This window comes from Paenibacillus sp. J22R3 (assembly GCF_056269305.1).
The window spans coordinates 1,337,123-1,353,620 of sequence record NZ_JBWDNS010000001.1; the positions used below are offsets into that span (position 1 = coordinate 1,337,123).

Annotated in this window: 13 protein-coding genes; 1 reads left to right on the forward strand and 12 read right to left on the reverse strand. The window is 48.9% G+C overall.

Annotated features, from left to right (window positions below; genetic code table 11):
- Nucleotides 1–6: 6 nt before the first annotated feature.
- From infB to rimP, 5 genes are all read right to left on the reverse strand, one after another.
- Nucleotides 7–2,940, reverse strand: a complete 2,934-nt coding sequence (gene infB, locus AC0YN4_RS06090; protein ID WP_475779570.1) for a translation initiation factor IF-2 — start codon at nt 2,938–2,940, stop codon at nt 7–9.
- Entirely contained in the window at nt 2,933–3,268 is a 336-nt protein-coding gene (locus AC0YN4_RS06095; RefSeq protein ID WP_475835403.1) for a L7Ae/L30e/S12e/Gadd45 family ribosomal protein, read from the reverse strand. Before AC0YN4_RS06095 ends, infB begins: the two co-directional genes overlap by 8 nt.
- A complete protein-coding gene (rnpM, locus tag AC0YN4_RS06100) occupies nt 3,249–3,566 on the reverse strand; it encodes an RNase P modulator RnpM (RefSeq protein WP_475835404.1) in 318 nt (105 codons plus the stop codon). The genes AC0YN4_RS06095 and rnpM overlap by 20 nt, the downstream gene beginning before the upstream one ends.
- Nucleotides 3,567–3,592: 26 nt before the next feature.
- Nucleotides 3,593–4,690 (reverse strand): transcription termination factor NusA, encoded by a 1,098-nt coding sequence (nusA, locus tag AC0YN4_RS06105; protein ID WP_475779568.1) that lies wholly within the window; start codon nt 4,688–4,690, stop codon nt 3,593–3,595.
- A gap of 62 nt (nt 4,691–4,752) precedes the next feature.
- Nucleotides 4,753–5,214 carry a ribosome maturation factor RimP gene (rimP, locus tag AC0YN4_RS06110; RefSeq protein ID WP_475779567.1) on the reverse strand — a complete coding sequence of 154 codons (462 nt, stop codon included), beginning with the start codon at nt 5,212–5,214 and terminating at the stop codon, nt 4,753–4,755.
- Between the two features lie 249 nt (nt 5,215–5,463).
- On the opposite strand from rimP, the gene AC0YN4_RS06115 reads away from it, so the two are divergent.
- Entirely contained in the window at nt 5,464–5,637 is a 174-nt protein-coding gene (locus AC0YN4_RS06115; protein WP_475835405.1) for a hypothetical protein, read from the forward strand.
- Nucleotides 5,638–5,912: 275 nt separating this feature from the next.
- Here the strand turns inward: AC0YN4_RS06115 and AC0YN4_RS06120 are convergent, their stop codons facing one another.
- The 7 genes from AC0YN4_RS06120 to frr form a co-directional block, all read right to left on the reverse strand.
- A complete protein-coding gene (locus tag AC0YN4_RS06120) occupies nt 5,913–10,223 on the reverse strand; it encodes a PolC-type DNA polymerase III (protein WP_475835406.1) in 4,311 nt (1,436 codons plus the stop codon).
- 81 nt (nt 10,224–10,304) lie between these two features.
- Complete coding sequence (proS, locus tag AC0YN4_RS06125; protein WP_475779565.1) at nt 10,305–11,753, reverse strand: proline--tRNA ligase; 1,449 nt, start codon at nt 11,751–11,753, stop codon at nt 10,305–10,307.
- Between the two features lie 7 nt (nt 11,754–11,760).
- Nucleotides 11,761–13,041, reverse strand: coding sequence for an RIP metalloprotease RseP (gene rseP, locus AC0YN4_RS06130; RefSeq protein WP_090976468.1), 1,281 nt, complete (start codon nt 13,039–13,041; stop codon nt 11,761–11,763).
- Nucleotides 13,042–13,120: 79 nt separating this feature from the next.
- On the reverse strand, nt 13,121–14,260 hold the full coding sequence (locus AC0YN4_RS06135; protein WP_475835407.1) for a 1-deoxy-D-xylulose-5-phosphate reductoisomerase: 1,140 nt from the start codon (nt 14,258–14,260) through the stop codon (nt 13,121–13,123).
- A gap of 20 nt (nt 14,261–14,280) precedes the next feature.
- On the reverse strand, nt 14,281–15,075 hold the full coding sequence (locus tag AC0YN4_RS06140) for a phosphatidate cytidylyltransferase (protein ID WP_475779563.1): 795 nt from the start codon (nt 15,073–15,075) through the stop codon (nt 14,281–14,283).
- Between the two features lie 27 nt (nt 15,076–15,102).
- Nucleotides 15,103–15,870: an isoprenyl transferase gene (locus AC0YN4_RS06145; protein WP_475779562.1), complete on the reverse strand. Its 768-nt coding sequence runs from the start codon at nt 15,868–15,870 to the stop codon at nt 15,103–15,105.
- 72 nt (nt 15,871–15,942) lie between these two features.
- Nucleotides 15,943–16,497, reverse strand: coding sequence for a ribosome recycling factor (gene frr, locus AC0YN4_RS06150; RefSeq protein WP_475779561.1), 555 nt, complete (start codon nt 16,495–16,497; stop codon nt 15,943–15,945).
- Nucleotide 16,498 lies beyond the last annotated feature (1 nt).

Below are 16,498 nucleotides of genomic sequence, written 5' to 3' on the forward strand. Positions count from 1 at the left end.
GGTTGATCACCTCTCTACACTTTCCAGGACGTAAGCCTCGATGATGTCTCCCTCTTTAAGGTCGTTCATCTTCTCGAGCGTTATGCCGCACTCGTAGCCTTGCGCCACTTCTTTTGCATCGTCCTTGAACCTTTTAAGCGATTCGATTTCGGTTTCCAAAACCACAATTCCGGCACGAATTAAGCGAGCCTTCGCACTGCGTGTAATTTTCCCGGAAGTAACCATACAGCCTGCAATAACGCCGACTTTGGTAACTTTGAAAATATTACGCACTTCAGCCTGACCGATAATAACCTCTTTGAAGATTGGATCAAGCATCCCTTTCATAGCATGCTCAATTTCGTCAATCACGTTATAGATAATGCTGTGAAGACGAATATCAACTTTCTCCTGCTCTGCAGTTGCTAGCGCCTGCGGCTCTGGACGAACGTTGAAGCCGATAACGATCGCGCTCGATGCTGCTGCCAAGTTGATATCGGACTCCGTGATCGCGCCGGCACCGCTATGGATGATCTTAACGCGCACACCTTCGATGTCGATTTTGGCAAGCGATCCTTTAAGCGCCTCAGAGGAACCTTGAACGTCAGCTTTGATGATTACGTTCAAATCCTTGATTTCGCCTTCTTTTATATGATTGTACAAATCTTCAAGTGTTACTCTCGAATTTGCACCAAGCTCGGATTGACGGTGCTTGATGGCACGGCGATCTGCAATGGCACGCGCTTTACGCTCGTCTTCGAATACAAGGAATGGATCGCCGGCTTGCGGTACTTCTGTCAGACCGGTAATCTCGATTGGTGTACTTGGGCCCGCTTCTTTGAGACGGCGTCCTTTGTCATTCACCATGGCGCGAACACGACCGAAGCAGTTACCCGCAACGAAAGCATCGCCGATCTTAAGTGTACCGTGTTGAACCAGAATACGTGCAACAGGACCTTTACCTTTATCCAGCTCGGCTTCAATTACAGTACCGCGGGCACGTTTGTTAGGATTTGCTTTGTAGTCGTTCATTTCAGCTACAAGCAATATCATTTCAAGCAGCTCTTCGAGGTTCGTGCGCTGTTTCGCGGACACGTTAACGAAGATTGTATCGCCGCCCCACTCTTCCGGAACGAGTGCATATTCAGTCATGCTTTGTTTGATTTTATCAACATCTGCGCCTGGTTTATCGATTTTGTTCACCGCTACGATAATCGGAACGCCTGCTGCTTTAGCATGGTTGATTGCTTCGATCGTTTGAGGCATAACACCGTCATCAGCTGCCACAACGATGATTGTAATATCCGTCACTTGAGCACCGCGAGCACGCATGAGCGTAAACGCTTCGTGACCCGGTGTATCAAGGAAAGTGATTTTCTTATTATTGATCTCAACTTGGTAAGCACCGATATGCTGCGTAATACCGCCTGCTTCACCGCTTGTTACGCTAGTGTGTCTAATGGCATCAAGAAGCGTTGTTTTACCATGATCGACGTGACCCATGATGGTTACAACCGGAGGACGGGATTCAAGTGTACCCTCTTCGTCCTTCTCTTCCAGTGTTTCGAATGCATCTTCTTCCACTGGAATCTTCACTTCAACTTCAACGCCATACTCCGTTGAGATCAGTTGTACAGTATCTAGATCAACCTCTTGGTTAATGGTAGCCATGACGCCAAGCGTAATGAGCTTCTTGATAACCTCGGAAGCATCCTTATGCAGCAATTTAGCCAATTCGCCAACCGTCACTTCGCCGCGTACAATAATTTTCTTCGGCGTATTGTCGATCTTCTCTTTGCGTTCTTGCTGTTGTCCTTTACCACGATTGTTTTTGCCGCCGCGGTTGTTTTTGAAGTTGCCTGTGCGGGAATCTTCAAAGCGTTTATTCGCGCCGAAGTTGCTGTTAGCTGCCTTCGGATTGTTTCTTTTCTTTGCATGATCATCGGAAGTCGTGCTGCGTGACTCGAATGTACGAGCCGGTGCATTACTACGACTCGGCGATTGACTCGCTTGATCCGGACGTGGAGTTGATGGACGGAATCCGCCGCCTTGACCTCCGCCTGAATTGGAACCTTGACCTGCTGGACGGTTGCCTTGATAACCGCCACCGCCGCCCGCACCTTGACCTGCTGGACGGTTGCCTTGGTAACCGCCACCTTGACCTGCTGGACGTTGTCCTTGACCACCTTGCGAAGAGCCTTGGCCTTGTGGACGATTACCTTGATAGCCGGTGCCTTGACCTTGTGGGCGATTACCTTGATAGCCAGTGCCTTGACCCTGTGGACGGTTGCCTTGATACCCGCCGCCTTGGCCTTGTGGACGATTACCTTGACCGCCTTGACCACCTTGACCCTGCGGACGGTTGCCTTGATAGCCGCCACCTTGACCTTGCGGACGGTTGCCTTGATAGCCGCCTTGACCTTGCGGACGCGGATTGGAGCTTGTGCTGCCTTGCGATTGGCCTGTTGTAGGCTGTTGAGTGGAGGTCGTCGGTGTCGTGCCCGCTGTTACGCTAGTTGCCGGAGTTTGTGTACTAGCCGGCTGAGGTGCTGCGTTCGCAGTCGGAGCTGCATTTGTGCTAGGTGCTTGCGTATTTGTTGTATTCATATTCCCCTGCTGTTCCTGAGTATTTTTGTTGACCTGTCCGTGTCCTTGCGCTGGAGCATTCGTGCTTGATTGAGCCTTACGTTCAGGCTGACCTTGCGGTTGCTGGCGATTAGACGACTGAGCTGCTGCAGAGACGGTCGCGCTCTCCTGGGCACGTTTCGCTGCTGCATTCGCTTTAATATCGCGGAAGAAACCTTCCACCTTCGAAACCATTTCGTTTTCCATGACGCTCATATGATTGTTAACGGGAAGATTGAGTCGCTTTAGGATCGTAATGATTTCCTTGCTGCTCATATTTAGGGATTTCGCGTATTCGTAGACGCGTGTTTTATCTTTGTCTTGTTGTTTAGTCAATATACTCCACCTCCGTAGGTTCAATTAAGCTCTGTGCAATGCTTTTAGAAAAGCCTGAGTCGTTTACACCAATGAGAACCCTCTCGGACTTGCCGATTGCTTCTCCAAGCGTAATTCGGTCGAATGCTTCAACGAGTTTAACATTGTAAGTGGTACATTTGTCCCGAAACTTCTTCTTCGTATTATCTGATGCATCACCGGCAACTATGACAAGTTTCGCTTTTCCCTGCTGGATTGCTTTCAATACGGTTTCGTCACCGGTAACGAGCTTACCGGCCCGCATCGCCATGCCTAGCGTGTTAAGCGATTTATGCTTCGTCTTCGTCATCGATCTCATCCTTATTCACGTTAAACGTGTCCTCTACAGCGATAAAATCTTGCTCGAGCTGATCATAGATTTCGATGCCAACGGTTTGTTTCAAAGCCCGATCCAGTGCTCTGCTCTTCTTGGCTAGCTTAAAGCAAGCGACTTTCCCGCAAAGATAAGCGCCGCGACCTGCTTTCTTCCCCGTCAAATCGATCAGAACCGATTCATCAGGCGTACGAACGACGCGGATCAGCTCTTTCTTCGCCTTCATCTCCTGGCAAGCTACACATTTACGCAGTGGAATTTTTCTAGGTCTCATCGTTCATCCCCCCTGAACACAAGCTCTTAGTCGATGGAGACGGAATCCTGATGCATCGTGCTCATCGGCGACTTTGGACGACCAAATTCTTGCTCCGCCTGCGTTTCGCTCTTGATATCAATCTTCCAACCCGTCAGCTTCGCAGCCAAACGAGCATTCTGACCTTTAATCCCGATTGCCAGCGACAGCTGATAATCCGGAACAATAACGCGAGCCATCTTCTCTTGCTCGTATACGATTACCTCAATTACTTTAGAAGGGCTAAGCGCATTCGCAACATATTCTTCAACGCTCTCGGACCAACGGACGATATCAATTTTCTCGCCTTTGAGCTCGGTAACGATGGTTTGTACACGCATCCCCTTCTGACCAACGCATGATCCAACCGGATCAACTTCGGCATTGCGGGAATAAACAGCGATTTTGGAGCGGAAGCCCGCTTCACGTGCGACAGAACGAATCTCAACGACACCGTCATAAATCTCCGGCACTTCGAGTTCGAAAAGGCGCTTCAGCAAGCCCGGGTGCGTACGGGAAAGGAAGATTTGCGGTCCTTTCGTCGTGTTCTCCACTTTCGTGATGAACGATTTCACGCGGTCTCCATGTTTGAATTTGTCCGTTGGCATCAATTCTGTCAGCGGCAGCACCGCTTCTACTTTGCCAAGGTCGATAAACAGGTTACGCACGTCCTGACGCTGCACGATACCATTCACAATGTCTTCCTCTTTATCAATGAAGGCATTGTAAATGAGGCCGCGTTCTGCTTCACGGATACGCTGCGTAACTACTTGCTTCGCGGTTTGTGCCGCAATCCGGCCAAAATCACGAGGCGTTACTTCAATTTCTGCGATATCATCCAGCTGATAATGCGGGTTGAGCTCACGGGAAGCTTCAACCGAGATCTCAAGTCGAGGATCTAATACATCCTCAACAACAGCTTTGCGTGCATACACTTTGATGACTCCGGTAAACCGATTAATATCAACACGTACATTCTGGGCAGTATTAAAATTGCGTTTGTAGCTCGATATCAGGGCTGCTTCAATGGCTTCCAGCAAGATATCCTTGCTGATCCCCTTCTCTCTTTCGATTTCCGTCAGTGCTTCAATAAATTCCATGCTCATTGGAAATGAGTTCCCCCTTTCAACTAGTTCCCTAACGTTATAATCATGCCGTTGCCTTCTCCTTAGAAGACGATGGCTAAACGGGCACTTGCAACTTTCGCATACGGTAAGATATGTTTCTTCTTGCCGATTTCAATGACGATCTCTTCGCCATCAAAAGAAATAAGCTTGCCTTCGAATTCCTTCAAGCCGCCAATCGGCTCATAGGTCGTTGCAAATACATGCTTGCCTACTGATTTCTTCACATCTTCGGGCTTCTTAAGCGGACGTTCCGCACCCGGCGAGGATACTTCGAGAAAATAAGCGTCAGATACCGGATCGTTCTCATCCAGCTTCTCGCTCAAATATTCGCTAATCCGGCCGCATTCATCGATATCAATGTTGCCTTCTTTGTCCACGTAGACACGAAGAAACCAGTTGCTTCCTTCTTTGACATACTCTACGTCAACGAGTTCAAATCCATTTTCATCGAGGAACGGTCTAACCATTTCTTCGACAGCGGTTTTGATTGTGGATGTGCTCAAAAACAATGTACCTCCCACTGCAGCGGTGCGCCACAACATAGTCGGCGTACGGTCAGTTTAATTTTTCAGCTGAAATGCACCTGTTGCAGACCTGCTTATGTCCCATCGTATATGTAAAAAGGTGCAGACAAAACGTAAAGAGTGGGTTTCCCCACTCTTCTGCGAAAAGGTCGTATCATCAGCATTACCAGAAAGATTATAACATAACCATGATGTGGTGACAATACGGCGCCGTAAGGTGCGCTCGGGGTGGGTCGCTCCATTCGGAGTGCGCCTGCGGAATTTACGCTGGAGAGTGCGCTCGGGGTGAGTCGCTCCATTCGGAGTGCGCCTGCGGAATTTACGCTGGAGAGTGCGCTCGGGGTGGGTCGCTCCATTCGGAGTGCGCCTGCGGCCGCTGTTGAACTCGGGATGCTCGATTAGATGCCTTCGCGGTGGCATCCCGAGTTCAAAGGCGGCACGTAAACTCTCCGGCTGCACCCCGAACTCCGCTCCTTCCCCTCGCTTACCAGCGCTTAGGGGCGAAGCAGAAGTTACCGAAGTTCTTCGGCAACTTCTGTAAAACCGTACACCTTAAACTACCATAAACCCCAGAACAAAACTCTTAACCCAGAACAAAACTCTAAACCCAGTCGCCCCCTTCGGGGCTTGTTCACCTGAGGGAACCTTCTTTACCTCAACTACGGTGAACAAACAACCTAGAACAAGGACAACTGATTCGACTCCGGCAATCCCCTGAAGCAGCCCATTGTCGTCAATACCTCGACGATGGTTTTGGTTGCTTTGGATTTCTGCTGGAAGTCCTCAATCGATAGGAACTCGCCGAAATCGCGTGCGCCTGCGATGTTCTTCGCAGCGTTCTCACCGATCCCGCTGATGGCGCCGAATGGCGGGATAATCGAGTTGCCGTCGATGATGAATCGAGTGGCTTCTGAACGATAGAGGTCAACTGGCTTGAAGGAGAAGCCGCGGGCAGTCATCTCCAGCGCCATCTCGAGCAAGGAAACGCTGTTCTTCTCTTTCGGCGTTGCGTTGAAGCCTTTTTGTTCAATTTCGACCAACTTCTTCGAGATTGCCTCATATCCCTTGCATAATAGCTCAAGATCGAAATCCTCTGCGCGAATGGAGAAGTAAGTCGCATAATAAGCGATCGGATGATACAGCTTGAAGTACGCTGTCCGAACTGCCGAGATAACGTAAGCCGCCGCATGGGCTTTCGGGAACATGTACTCGATTTTCAGACAGGAATCAATATACCATTGCGGTACTTTACAGCGTTTCATTTCATCGATCCACTCTGCTGTCAGACCTTTACCTTTACGAACGCTCTCGGTAATTTTGAAGGCGAGTCCTGCATCCATGCCTGCTTTATAGATTAGGAACAACATAATGTCATCACGGCAGCCGATAACCGTCTTGATCGTACAGGTGCGGTTCTTAATCAGCTCTTGCGCGTTGCCCAGCCAAACCCCGGTTCCATGAGACAAACCTGAAATTTGCAGTAAATCGGCAAAGGTTGCTGGTTTCGTCTCTTCGAGCATCTGGCGTACGAACTTGGTTCCCATCTCCGGCACGCCATACGTCGCGACTGAGGAACGGATTTTGTCCGGTGTCACTCCAAGGGCATCCGTTGAACTGAACATACTCATGACTTTCTGATCGTTCATCGGAATCGTTGTCGGATCAATACCGGTAAGATCCTGCAGCATACGCATCATGGTAGGATCATCATGCCCTAGTATATCGAGCTTCAAGAGGTTATCCTCGAAGGCATGATAGTCAAAATGGGTCGTTTTCCACTCGGCATTCTGATCATCCGCGGGATACTGCACAGGTGTAACGTCCTCAACCTCGATGTAGTCCGGCACAACAACGATACCGCCCGGATGCTGGCCTGTGCTTCGTTTCACACCGGTACATCCATTGGCAAGCCTTGCAAGCTCCGCTCCGCGCCACTTTTTCCCATAACTTTCTTCGTATTTCTTCGTGTAGCCGTAAGCTGTTTTCTCCGCTACCGTACCGATTGTACCTGCTCGGAACACATTTTCCGCCCCGAACATCGTCTTCGTGAAGTTATGAGCTACCGCTTGATATTCACCGGAGAAGTTCAAATCGATATCGGGAACTTTATCCCCTTTAAATCCAAGGAACGTTTCGAACGGGATATCCTGACCTTCACCTTTGAGCGGCTTACCGCAGCTCGGACAAACCTTATCCGGTAAATCGAATCCACTCGGATAACTGCCGTCAAGGAACCATTCACTAAACTTACAAGCTTCATCTAAGCATGTGTAATGCGCAGGCAATGGGTTTACTTCAGATATCCCTAGGAAGGTTGCAACGATGGACGACCCTACTGAACCCCGTGATCCAACCAGGTAACCATCCGCATTAGACTTCTTAACTAACTTCGCCGAGATCAGATAGTTGGCAGCGAAACCGGCTTTCGTGATCGGAACAAGCTCTCTCTCGAGTCGTTCAACAACGACATCCGGAAGCGGTTCGCCATACAGCGTGCGCGCGGTGTCGTAACACGTATTACGCATTTCTTCATCGGCGCCTTCGATAATTGGTACGAATAATTTCTTCGGGAACATATCAAACGGTTCAAATCGATCAGCCAGCTCTGAAGTATTCTTGACTACGACCTCATAAGCGCGTGCTTCACCGAGAAAGGCGAACTCCTCCAGCATTTCTTTTGTCGTGCGGAAATGAGCATCCGGCTTGCGGATATCTTTCAGAGGACTAAAGCCTGTAATGCCATGGATCGTAATGTCGCGGAACAGCTTATCTCGCTGCAGCATGTAATGCACATTTCCTGTCGCGATGACCGGCTTACCTAGCCTATCGCCAATCTCGCATACACGGCGTATGGCCTGTTCAATCTCAGCACGGCTTGCGACAAAACCTTTCTCGACCAGATGCATATAGAAGTCGATCGGCTGAATCTCCAGCACATCGTAATAATGCGCGACTTCCTCTGCCTCTTCCAACGATTTATTCATCACCGCTTCGAAGAACTCGCCTTTCTCGCAGCCGGATATGACTAGAATTCCTTCTCGCAATTCGGTCAGTTTGCTCTTCGGAATCGTAGCGACACGTTTAAAATGTTCCGTATGTGATTTCGAAATCAGCTTGAAGAGATTCTTCTTGCCCGTACCATTCAATGCGTAAATGCAGCAGTGGAATGGACGCATATTCGACAAGTCGAGCCCAACGTAGTCATTGAGCATGTGTAATCCCGTAATATTGCGAGAAGCCGCATCACCAATTAAGCCAAATAGTACGCCGCCGAGTGCAATGGAGTCATCAATTGCTCGGTGATGATTTTCGAGACTGATTTTATATTTATCCGAAAGGGTATTCAGTCGGTGATTCTTCATCGTCGGATGCAGGAATCGCGCAAATTCAAGAGTATCCAGAACGGGATTCTTCACTTCGGGTAGACCATGCAGCTTACAAGCCGCTTGCAGGAACCCCATATCAAACCTAGCGTTATGGGCAACCAGTACCGCATCGCCAATAAAATCAATAAACTCATGAATCTTCGGACCCAGCTCCGGCGCGTCTTCAACCATTTCGTTCGTAATATTCGTTAGCTGTTGAATGTTATAAGGAATATCTTCATGCGGATTAATAAATGTGGAGAATCGATCAATTTCTTTGCCATCATGCATTTTTACGCCGGCTAGCTCAATGATTTTGTTGTTTACGACGGAAAGGCCCGTCGTCTCGACGTCAAATACAACGTAAACAGCCGTTTGCATCGCTTCTTCGCGCGCATTCATAACCATCGGAATAGCGTCATTGACTACGTTTGCCTCTAATCCGAACAATACATTAATGCCATGTTTCTTAGCCGCTTTCGCCGCTTCCGGATAACACTGCACATTGCCGTGGTCTGTAATGGCTATCGCTTTGTGTCCCCACTTGGCAGCTTGCTTAATGTAAGCGTCAACCGGAGCAACCGCATCCATGGTGCTCATCGTCGTATGCAAGTGAAATTCGACGCGCTTTTCTTCGGCATCATCTTTTGGTTCCCTTGGCGCCAGAACCTCATGCATGTCGGAAGGCATCATAACCAGCTCCGGCTCCATCATGAATCTGTCATACTCGACGCGTCCACGTGCCTTAATCCATTTGCCATTAGCGAGCTGCTTTAGCACTTTGACATCGTCTTTCGTCTTCGCGAACATCTTCATGGCGATTGAGTCAGTGAAGTCTGTGACGTTAAACGTGAATAATGTGCTGCCGTTTCGAAGCTCTTTCTCTTCCAGGCCGAAGACCGCGCCTTGCACGGTGACCTTCTTCTCTTCTTCAATAATATTCATAATTGGCACAGGCGCATCTCGAATATCGTAACCAACGACAAGGCGGACTTCGCCTTCGTCGAGCGTCGGTTCTTCAGTAACCGTCGTGCTTGTCATCATCGCATGAATAACTTCGCGCTCTTCTTGATCCCGCTTCTGCTGGAACTGTTCGTACACCTCTTGATTGGATTCACCGATAATCATCTTCATGCGGCATGTTGTAGCAAATTGCTGCTTGAAGAAATCAATCGCAAGTTCGTCAATCTTCTTCTTCTTAGCTAGCTCAAGACCCATGTCGTCCATCAGATGAAGGGTAATCAGGTCTCCCTCTGCAATCATCTTCGATTTGCTGATCCAGCCGTTAACGGAAGGATTGTTCTGTTGCAGCCATTCCACAAATGCCGGCCAATATTCTTGGATCAATTCATCCTTCGGTACATCGCTGCTATATTGAAACTGGAACGAAATTTGAGCAATATGGGCATACTTTGCGACGACTGCACGGCAAAAAACACCAAAAGCCGGTAACGGAACCACAGTCGTTTTGCCAATGCAAAACGTCCATTCCCGGTTACTCCGGCTTACGATTACCTTATCTATATAACCATCTGCAAAATATTCATCGACCATTTGCTGCGGAAGATCCGCCTGCTTCAGTAGCAGCTCGAATCGCTGTCGCTTTCCCCCGGTTTGGTTCATATTGTCCTCCCCCAAGACGAAACGGCTGTCGCCGCCTTTCAGCGAATACAGCCGTTTATTCCTTTTTTACTCTTGTTGCTATTAATAAGCTCTGGCGAATACGACGGAATGCTCGGATTTCTCTCCACAAACGAGACAAACGGTTTTGTGCTCTGCAGGCTCAAACGGAATATTACGGCTCGTTGCACCCGTTTCTTCCTTCACTTGACGCTCGCATGCATCTGATCCGCACCAGCCGGCAAGCGCGAAACCGCGCTGTTCTTCGAAGAGTGCCTTCATCTCATCAAGCGTCTCCACAGAGTAAGTATGCTCCGTACGGAATTGCTTTGCACGCTCAAGCATATCATTATGTGTCTCAACCAGCATATGCTCAATTTCTTCCTTCAAATTGCTTTGCAGGACAATTCGCTTCTCCCCGCTAATACGCGACACGAGAACAACTTGTCCATTCTCCATATCACGAGGTCCAAGCTCAAGACGAATCGGTACACCGCGCATTTCATACTCATTGAACTTCCAACCTGGACTTACATCGCTGCGGTCATCCACTTTCACGCGGATGCCTGCTTTCTTCAGCTCAGCGAATAGCTCGTCCACTCGTCCAACCACTTGGTCACGCGTCTTCGCCGGGCCAATCGGAATCATGATAACTTGAGTCGGTGCTACTTTCGGAGGAAGCACTAGACCACGATCGTCACCGTGAACCATAATCAACGCACCTAACAGACGAGTCGATACCCCCCATGAGGTGGTGTGAACAAACTGTTGTGTATTCTCGCGATCCAAGTATTTAATATCGAACGCAACCGCGAATTTATTGCCAAGGTAATGGGACGTTCCTGCCTGAACGGCACGGCCGTCTTTCATCATCGCTTCAATGGAATACGTATCTACTGCACCTGCAAAACGTTCCGAAGGCGTTTTCTGGCCCATAATGACCGGAATCGCCAGATAGTTCTCGCAGAAGTCCCGATAAATATCGAGCATTTGGTTTGTTTCTTCACGCGCTTCTGTTTCGGTTTCATGCGCGGTATGGCCTTCCTGCCACAGAAACTCCGTTGTACGCAAGAAAGGCAGCGTCCGTTTCTCCCAACGAACAACGTTTGCCCACTGATTGATCAGCACGGGCAAATCGCGATAGGATTGAATCCATTTGGAGTACATATGACCGATAATCGTTTCCGATGTCGGACGAATCGCCAAACGTTCTTCAAGCTTCTCTCCGCCTGCTTCGGTTACCCAAGGCAGCTCTGGATTAAAGCCTTCCACATGCTCCTTCTCTTTCAGGAAGAAGCTCTCCGGAATGAACATCGGGAAGTAAGCGTTACGGTGACCGGTTTCTTTGAACCTGCGGTCGAGCTCATCCTTCATATGCTCCCAAATTTCAAAACCCTCTGGACGGAATACGATACAACCGCGCACTGGGGAATAATCCATCAATTCCGCTTTCTTGATGACATCGATATACCACCGCGAGAAATCCTCGTTTTGCGGTGTGATTTCCGTTACGAATTGCTTATCCTTCGACATGACCGACTCAGTGCTCCCCTCGTACCAATCGCAATATATCATTATAAGTAACTGCCAGCATGAGCAGCATCAGCATCGCAAATCCGATGAAATGCACCATGCTTTCCCGATTCGGATCAACCGGACGGCCTCGCACAGCTTCAAATCCGAGGAAAACCAAACGGCTTCCATCGAGCGCCGGAATGGGCAGCAGGTTAAAGATACCTAAATACAGACTGAGAACCGCAACCCATGAAGTAAGCTGAACGATGCCTTCATCGGCGATTTGACTTGTCACTTGAGCAGTCCGAACCGGCCCGCCAAGATCCTCCATCTTGAAGTCACCGAGAATCAGCTTCTTAAATCCATCGAAGATCATGATCGTCATGTTCTTCATCGCTTTGCCCGCATAGGTGAATGTTTCGCCAAATGTTACCGAGCGAGTAGGTACCGCAGCTGAGATGCCCAGTTTACCGACACCTGTAGTTGGATCTTTCTTCGGTGTAATCTTGAAAGATATCGGCTTCCCGTCACGCAGCACGTTAAATACGAGCGGCACATCGACCGATTTACTGATCAGCTCGATCATTTTGTTGGAATCTCCGCCGATCTTCTCTCCGTTCACCGAATCAATCACATCACCTACACGAAGATCCGTTTGTGATGCCGGCATTCCTTCAACCACGCTGCCAATTAACAAACGATCCGGATTCTCCATCGGAACACCGGCCATTTGAAAATACAGACCAAACAACACGAAAGCTAAAACAAAGTTCATGACAGGACCCGCAACGATAGCGAGAGCCCGTTGACCTACTGTTTTGCTGCCAAATTGGCGATCAATCGGAGCGATCTGTGTTTCTTTCCCTTTACTGATCAGAAGCGCTTGCGGATGTACGTCGTAGGAATCCGTGATTCCGTCCGCACTAAGAGCAAGCTTCAGTTTACGTTCGATATCGATGGTTTCGACTTCACCACGGACAACATTGCTGCGATCATCTAAGCGATCCAAGTAAATACGAGTAACCGTGTTATCTTTCACCCGTACTGCAACGGTCTGCCCGGGATGAATCTCGACTAACTCCGGATCTTCACCGGCCATTCGGACAAAACCGCCTGCCGGGACAAGCCGCAGCGTGTATCTGGTTTCACCACGTTTTATGGAAAACAGCTTCGGACCAAACCCAATCGCGAACTCTCTTACCAATATTCCGGCACGCTTCGCAAAATAAAAATGACCCCATTCGTGAATGGTCACAATAACGAAGAAGACCATTACCGTCAAAAAGACGACTTGAATCGTATGCATCGTTCCCCTTGCCTCCTGTTCGTAACGGCCTGTACTTAGATTATCATTATTCTCCCGTTCGATACAAGAGAACCACCGGTTAGATGCTTGCCGCTTCTCTTCGAGCCCAGGCATCTACTTCTGCGATGGCCTCGACATCGGGAACATCTACAAGCTGATGCTTGTTGAGCACCGCTGCTATAACAGTTTCAATCTCAAGGAATGTGATCTCGCCTGCCAAGAAACGTGCTACTGCCGTTTCATTCGCTGCATTAAAGACGGTAGGCGCAGACTGCCCCGCTTGTCCGCTCTCATATGCAAATCGGAGACAAGGATAACGATTAAAATCCATCTCTCGGAAATGCAAGGCAGACAATTTCGCTAAATTCAGTCTCTCTGTTGGCGTTGGTCTGCGTTCCGGATACGTAAGCGCATATTGGATCGGGACGCGCATATCCGGCATCCCCAGCTGAGCAATGATACTGTGATCCACGAACTCTACATAAGAGTGAATAATACTCTCCGGGTGAATAAGAACATCGATTTGACTGTATGGAAGCCCGAATAACCAGTGAGCCTCGATAACTTCAAGCCCTTTGTTGGCCATGGTTGCGGAATCGATCGTAATTTTGGCACCCATCGACCAATTGGGATGATTAAGTGCTTCAGCAACGGTGACACCTTCAAGCTCTGCCCGAGTACGGTCCCGGAAAGAGCCTCCCGACGCTGTAAGAGTAATACGGTTCACATCACTGCGACGTTCCCCATTTAAGCATTGAAATATTGCAGAGTGCTCGCTATCGATGGGCAGAATGGACACACCTTTGTCAATGGCACGCTGCATCACGATATGGCCAGCTGTTACAAGCGTTTCCTTATTCGCAAGTCCGATATGTTTACCTGCGTCAATGGCAGCAAGCGTTGCCTGCAGCCCACGGCTGCCAACAATTGCGGTCACAACGGTATCAGCCTCATTATCAGCAGCAATTTCAATCAGTCCCTCATTGCCATAGAGCACCTTAGTCCCATGCGGCAAATGTGGAGCGGCTTCATCCGCCAGAGCCTTGGTCGACAAACAAACGCTCTTCGGCTTGAATTGATTGGCTTGCTCAATAAGTAAATGCAGATTATTGCCTGCAGCCAAGCCTTCAACCTGATAGCGATCAGGTTCATGACTAAGAATATCTAAGGTTTGCGTCCCTACAGAACCGGTAGAACCGAGAATCGTTATTTTCTTCAACGCTAAGGAGCCTCCTTGAATCAGAGGGGAAGCAGCTCGGTCATTACGAGCAACGGAAACACGATTAACCAGCTGTCGCAACGATCCAATACGCCACCATGACCGGGCAAAATCGAACCGGTATCTTTGATGCCGCGAATCCGTTTGTAAGCCGATTGAATGAGATCTCCAAACTGCCCTGCAACGGCTGCAATTAGACCGATTAGCAGCGCCCTGCTGATGCTGATGATATCCGGGTATATCCATGCAAAAATAGCCGCGATGGCCAGTGAAAGCACAATACCGCCGATCGAGCCTTCAATTGTTTTATTGGGACTGATGGAAGGCCACAATTTATTTCGACCGAAGGCTCGTCCTGTGAAATAAGCTCCGATATCGGAAGCCCAGATCGCACCGAATGCCAAACATGTCGTAAGTAAACCATGGAACTCCGCGTTACGCACCTCGTACATCGCGTGGAATCCATAGCCAACATATAGTGCTCCAAGCAGCATCAAAGCCGCTCCGTCAATGGTTATGACATTTTTCGTCAGAACCGTTACCGTGAGTAATAAGAATAACAATAACCAAATTGTATGTATGGCTGCAGGAGAGTCTAAGCCGAAATCTTCCCAAGGAATAAACAAGACCAGCATGCCTGCCAGCCCTATTAATGATAACGGATGTTTGGCTGAAACCCCGTTCATCCGTGTATATTCCATAAATCCAATAACAGCTAGTAGAAGGAGGAGTGCAAAGAAAAACCATCCGCCGAGTACAGTTAGAAAAATAAAGGCTGCGCCGCCAATGAGGCCGGTAATTATACGTTGTTTCACCTGTATGACACTCTCCAGTAAGGCCGATTACAGCCCGCCGTAGCGACGGCCGCGACGCTGATACTCTCGAACAGCTTCAAAGAAATGCTCTTCTGTAAACTCAGGCCAATAGACGTCAGTGAACCACATCTCGCTGTAAGCGAGCTGCCAGAGCATGAAGTTGCTCAATCGAAGTTCACCGCTCGTACGAATAAGTAAGTCGGGATCAGGGACCCCAGCGGATAACAAGTTCGCTTCCATCATCGATTCATCGATATCTTCCGGCGACAGCTTGCCCTCTTGAACAGCTTGACCGATCGAACGTACCGCTTCAATCATTTCTTTTCGGCTGCCATAATTTAGGGCGAAGTTAAGAACTAACCCTGTATTATTGGCCGTCTGGATAATTGCCTCTTCTACTGCTCTCAGCGTGTAGTCCGGCAGATCACCTTTATATCCCATCATTCGAACCTGAACATTATTCGCCATCAGATCCTTAAGCTCAATAGAGAGAAACTCCTGAGGAAGCTTCATGAGAAACTCTACTTCCGCTTTCGGGCGCTTCCAATTCTCCGTGGAGAAGGCATACAGTGTTAAATATTTCACACCTAGTCGATCGGCAGCCATCGTAATACGTTTGACTGTTTTCATACCGGAGTGATGGCCGGCCATGCGAGGCAAACCGCGGCTCTTGGCCCATCTGCCGTTGCCGTCCATAATAATGGCGATATGCTTCGGAATGCCATCCGAATCAAGCGTCGGCGAAGTTGGTTTCGCGGACGCTTTACCGAATAACGCCTTCAATCGTTTTAACACACGCTCGTCCTCCCACGCTAACGTTGATTTATGCAACAAACCCCACCATTCGGAGGGGCCGGAGAGCTTGCATTATACTTCCATAATTTCTTTCTCTTTCGCAGCTAGTACTTTATCCACTTCTGCGATAAATTTATCGGTTGTTTTCTGAACATCATCTTGATGACGACGGGACTCATCTTCCGAAATCTCGGTTTTCTCGAGTTTCTTGATGTCGTCATTCGCGTCACGACGCACGTTACGAATGGCTACTTTCGCTTCTTCGCCAAACTTCTTCGTCAATTTGACAAGCTCCGAACGACGTTCTTCTGTCAGCATCGGAATGCTGAGGCGAATCGTTGCGCCATCGTTCGACGGAGTCAAACCAAGATCCGATTTCATGATCGCTTTCTCAATCGCAGACAGGGAGGTTTTATCCCAAGGCTGGATCATTAGCGTACGGGAATCAGGCGTATTGACGTTAGCCAGTTGATTGACGGGCGTCATTGCCCCGTAATATTCAACTTGAATGCGGTCAAGGAGAGCCGGAGTAGCACGTCCTGCACGTAGCGTTGAGAGATCGCGTCTCAGTGCTCCGATCGCTTTGTCCATTCTATCTTCTGCGCTTTTCTTAATTGCTTGTGGCATT

Coding starts and splice junctions, on each gene's coding strand:
- rseP (WP_090976468.1), bottom strand. CDS start 13,041: ATGCATACGATTCAAGTCGTCTTTTTGACGGTAATGGTCTTCTTCGTT.
- frr (WP_475779561.1), bottom strand. CDS start 16,497: ATGCCACAAGCAATTAAGAAAAGCGCAGAAGATAGAATGGACAAAGCG.
- AC0YN4_RS06120 (WP_475835406.1), bottom strand. CDS start 10,223: ATGAACCAAACCGGGGGAAAGCGACAGCGATTCGAGCTGCTACTGAAG.
- AC0YN4_RS06095 (WP_475835403.1), bottom strand. CDS start 3,268: ATGACGAAGACGAAGCATAAATCGCTTAACACGCTAGGCATGGCGATG.
- nusA (WP_475779568.1), bottom strand. CDS start 4,690: ATGAGCATGGAATTTATTGAAGCACTGACGGAAATCGAAAGAGAGAAG.
- rnpM (WP_475835404.1), bottom strand. CDS start 3,566: ATGAGACCTAGAAAAATTCCACTGCGTAAATGTGTAGCTTGCCAGGAG.
- proS (WP_475779565.1), bottom strand. CDS start 11,753: ATGTCGAAGGATAAGCAATTCGTAACGGAAATCACACCGCAAAACGAG.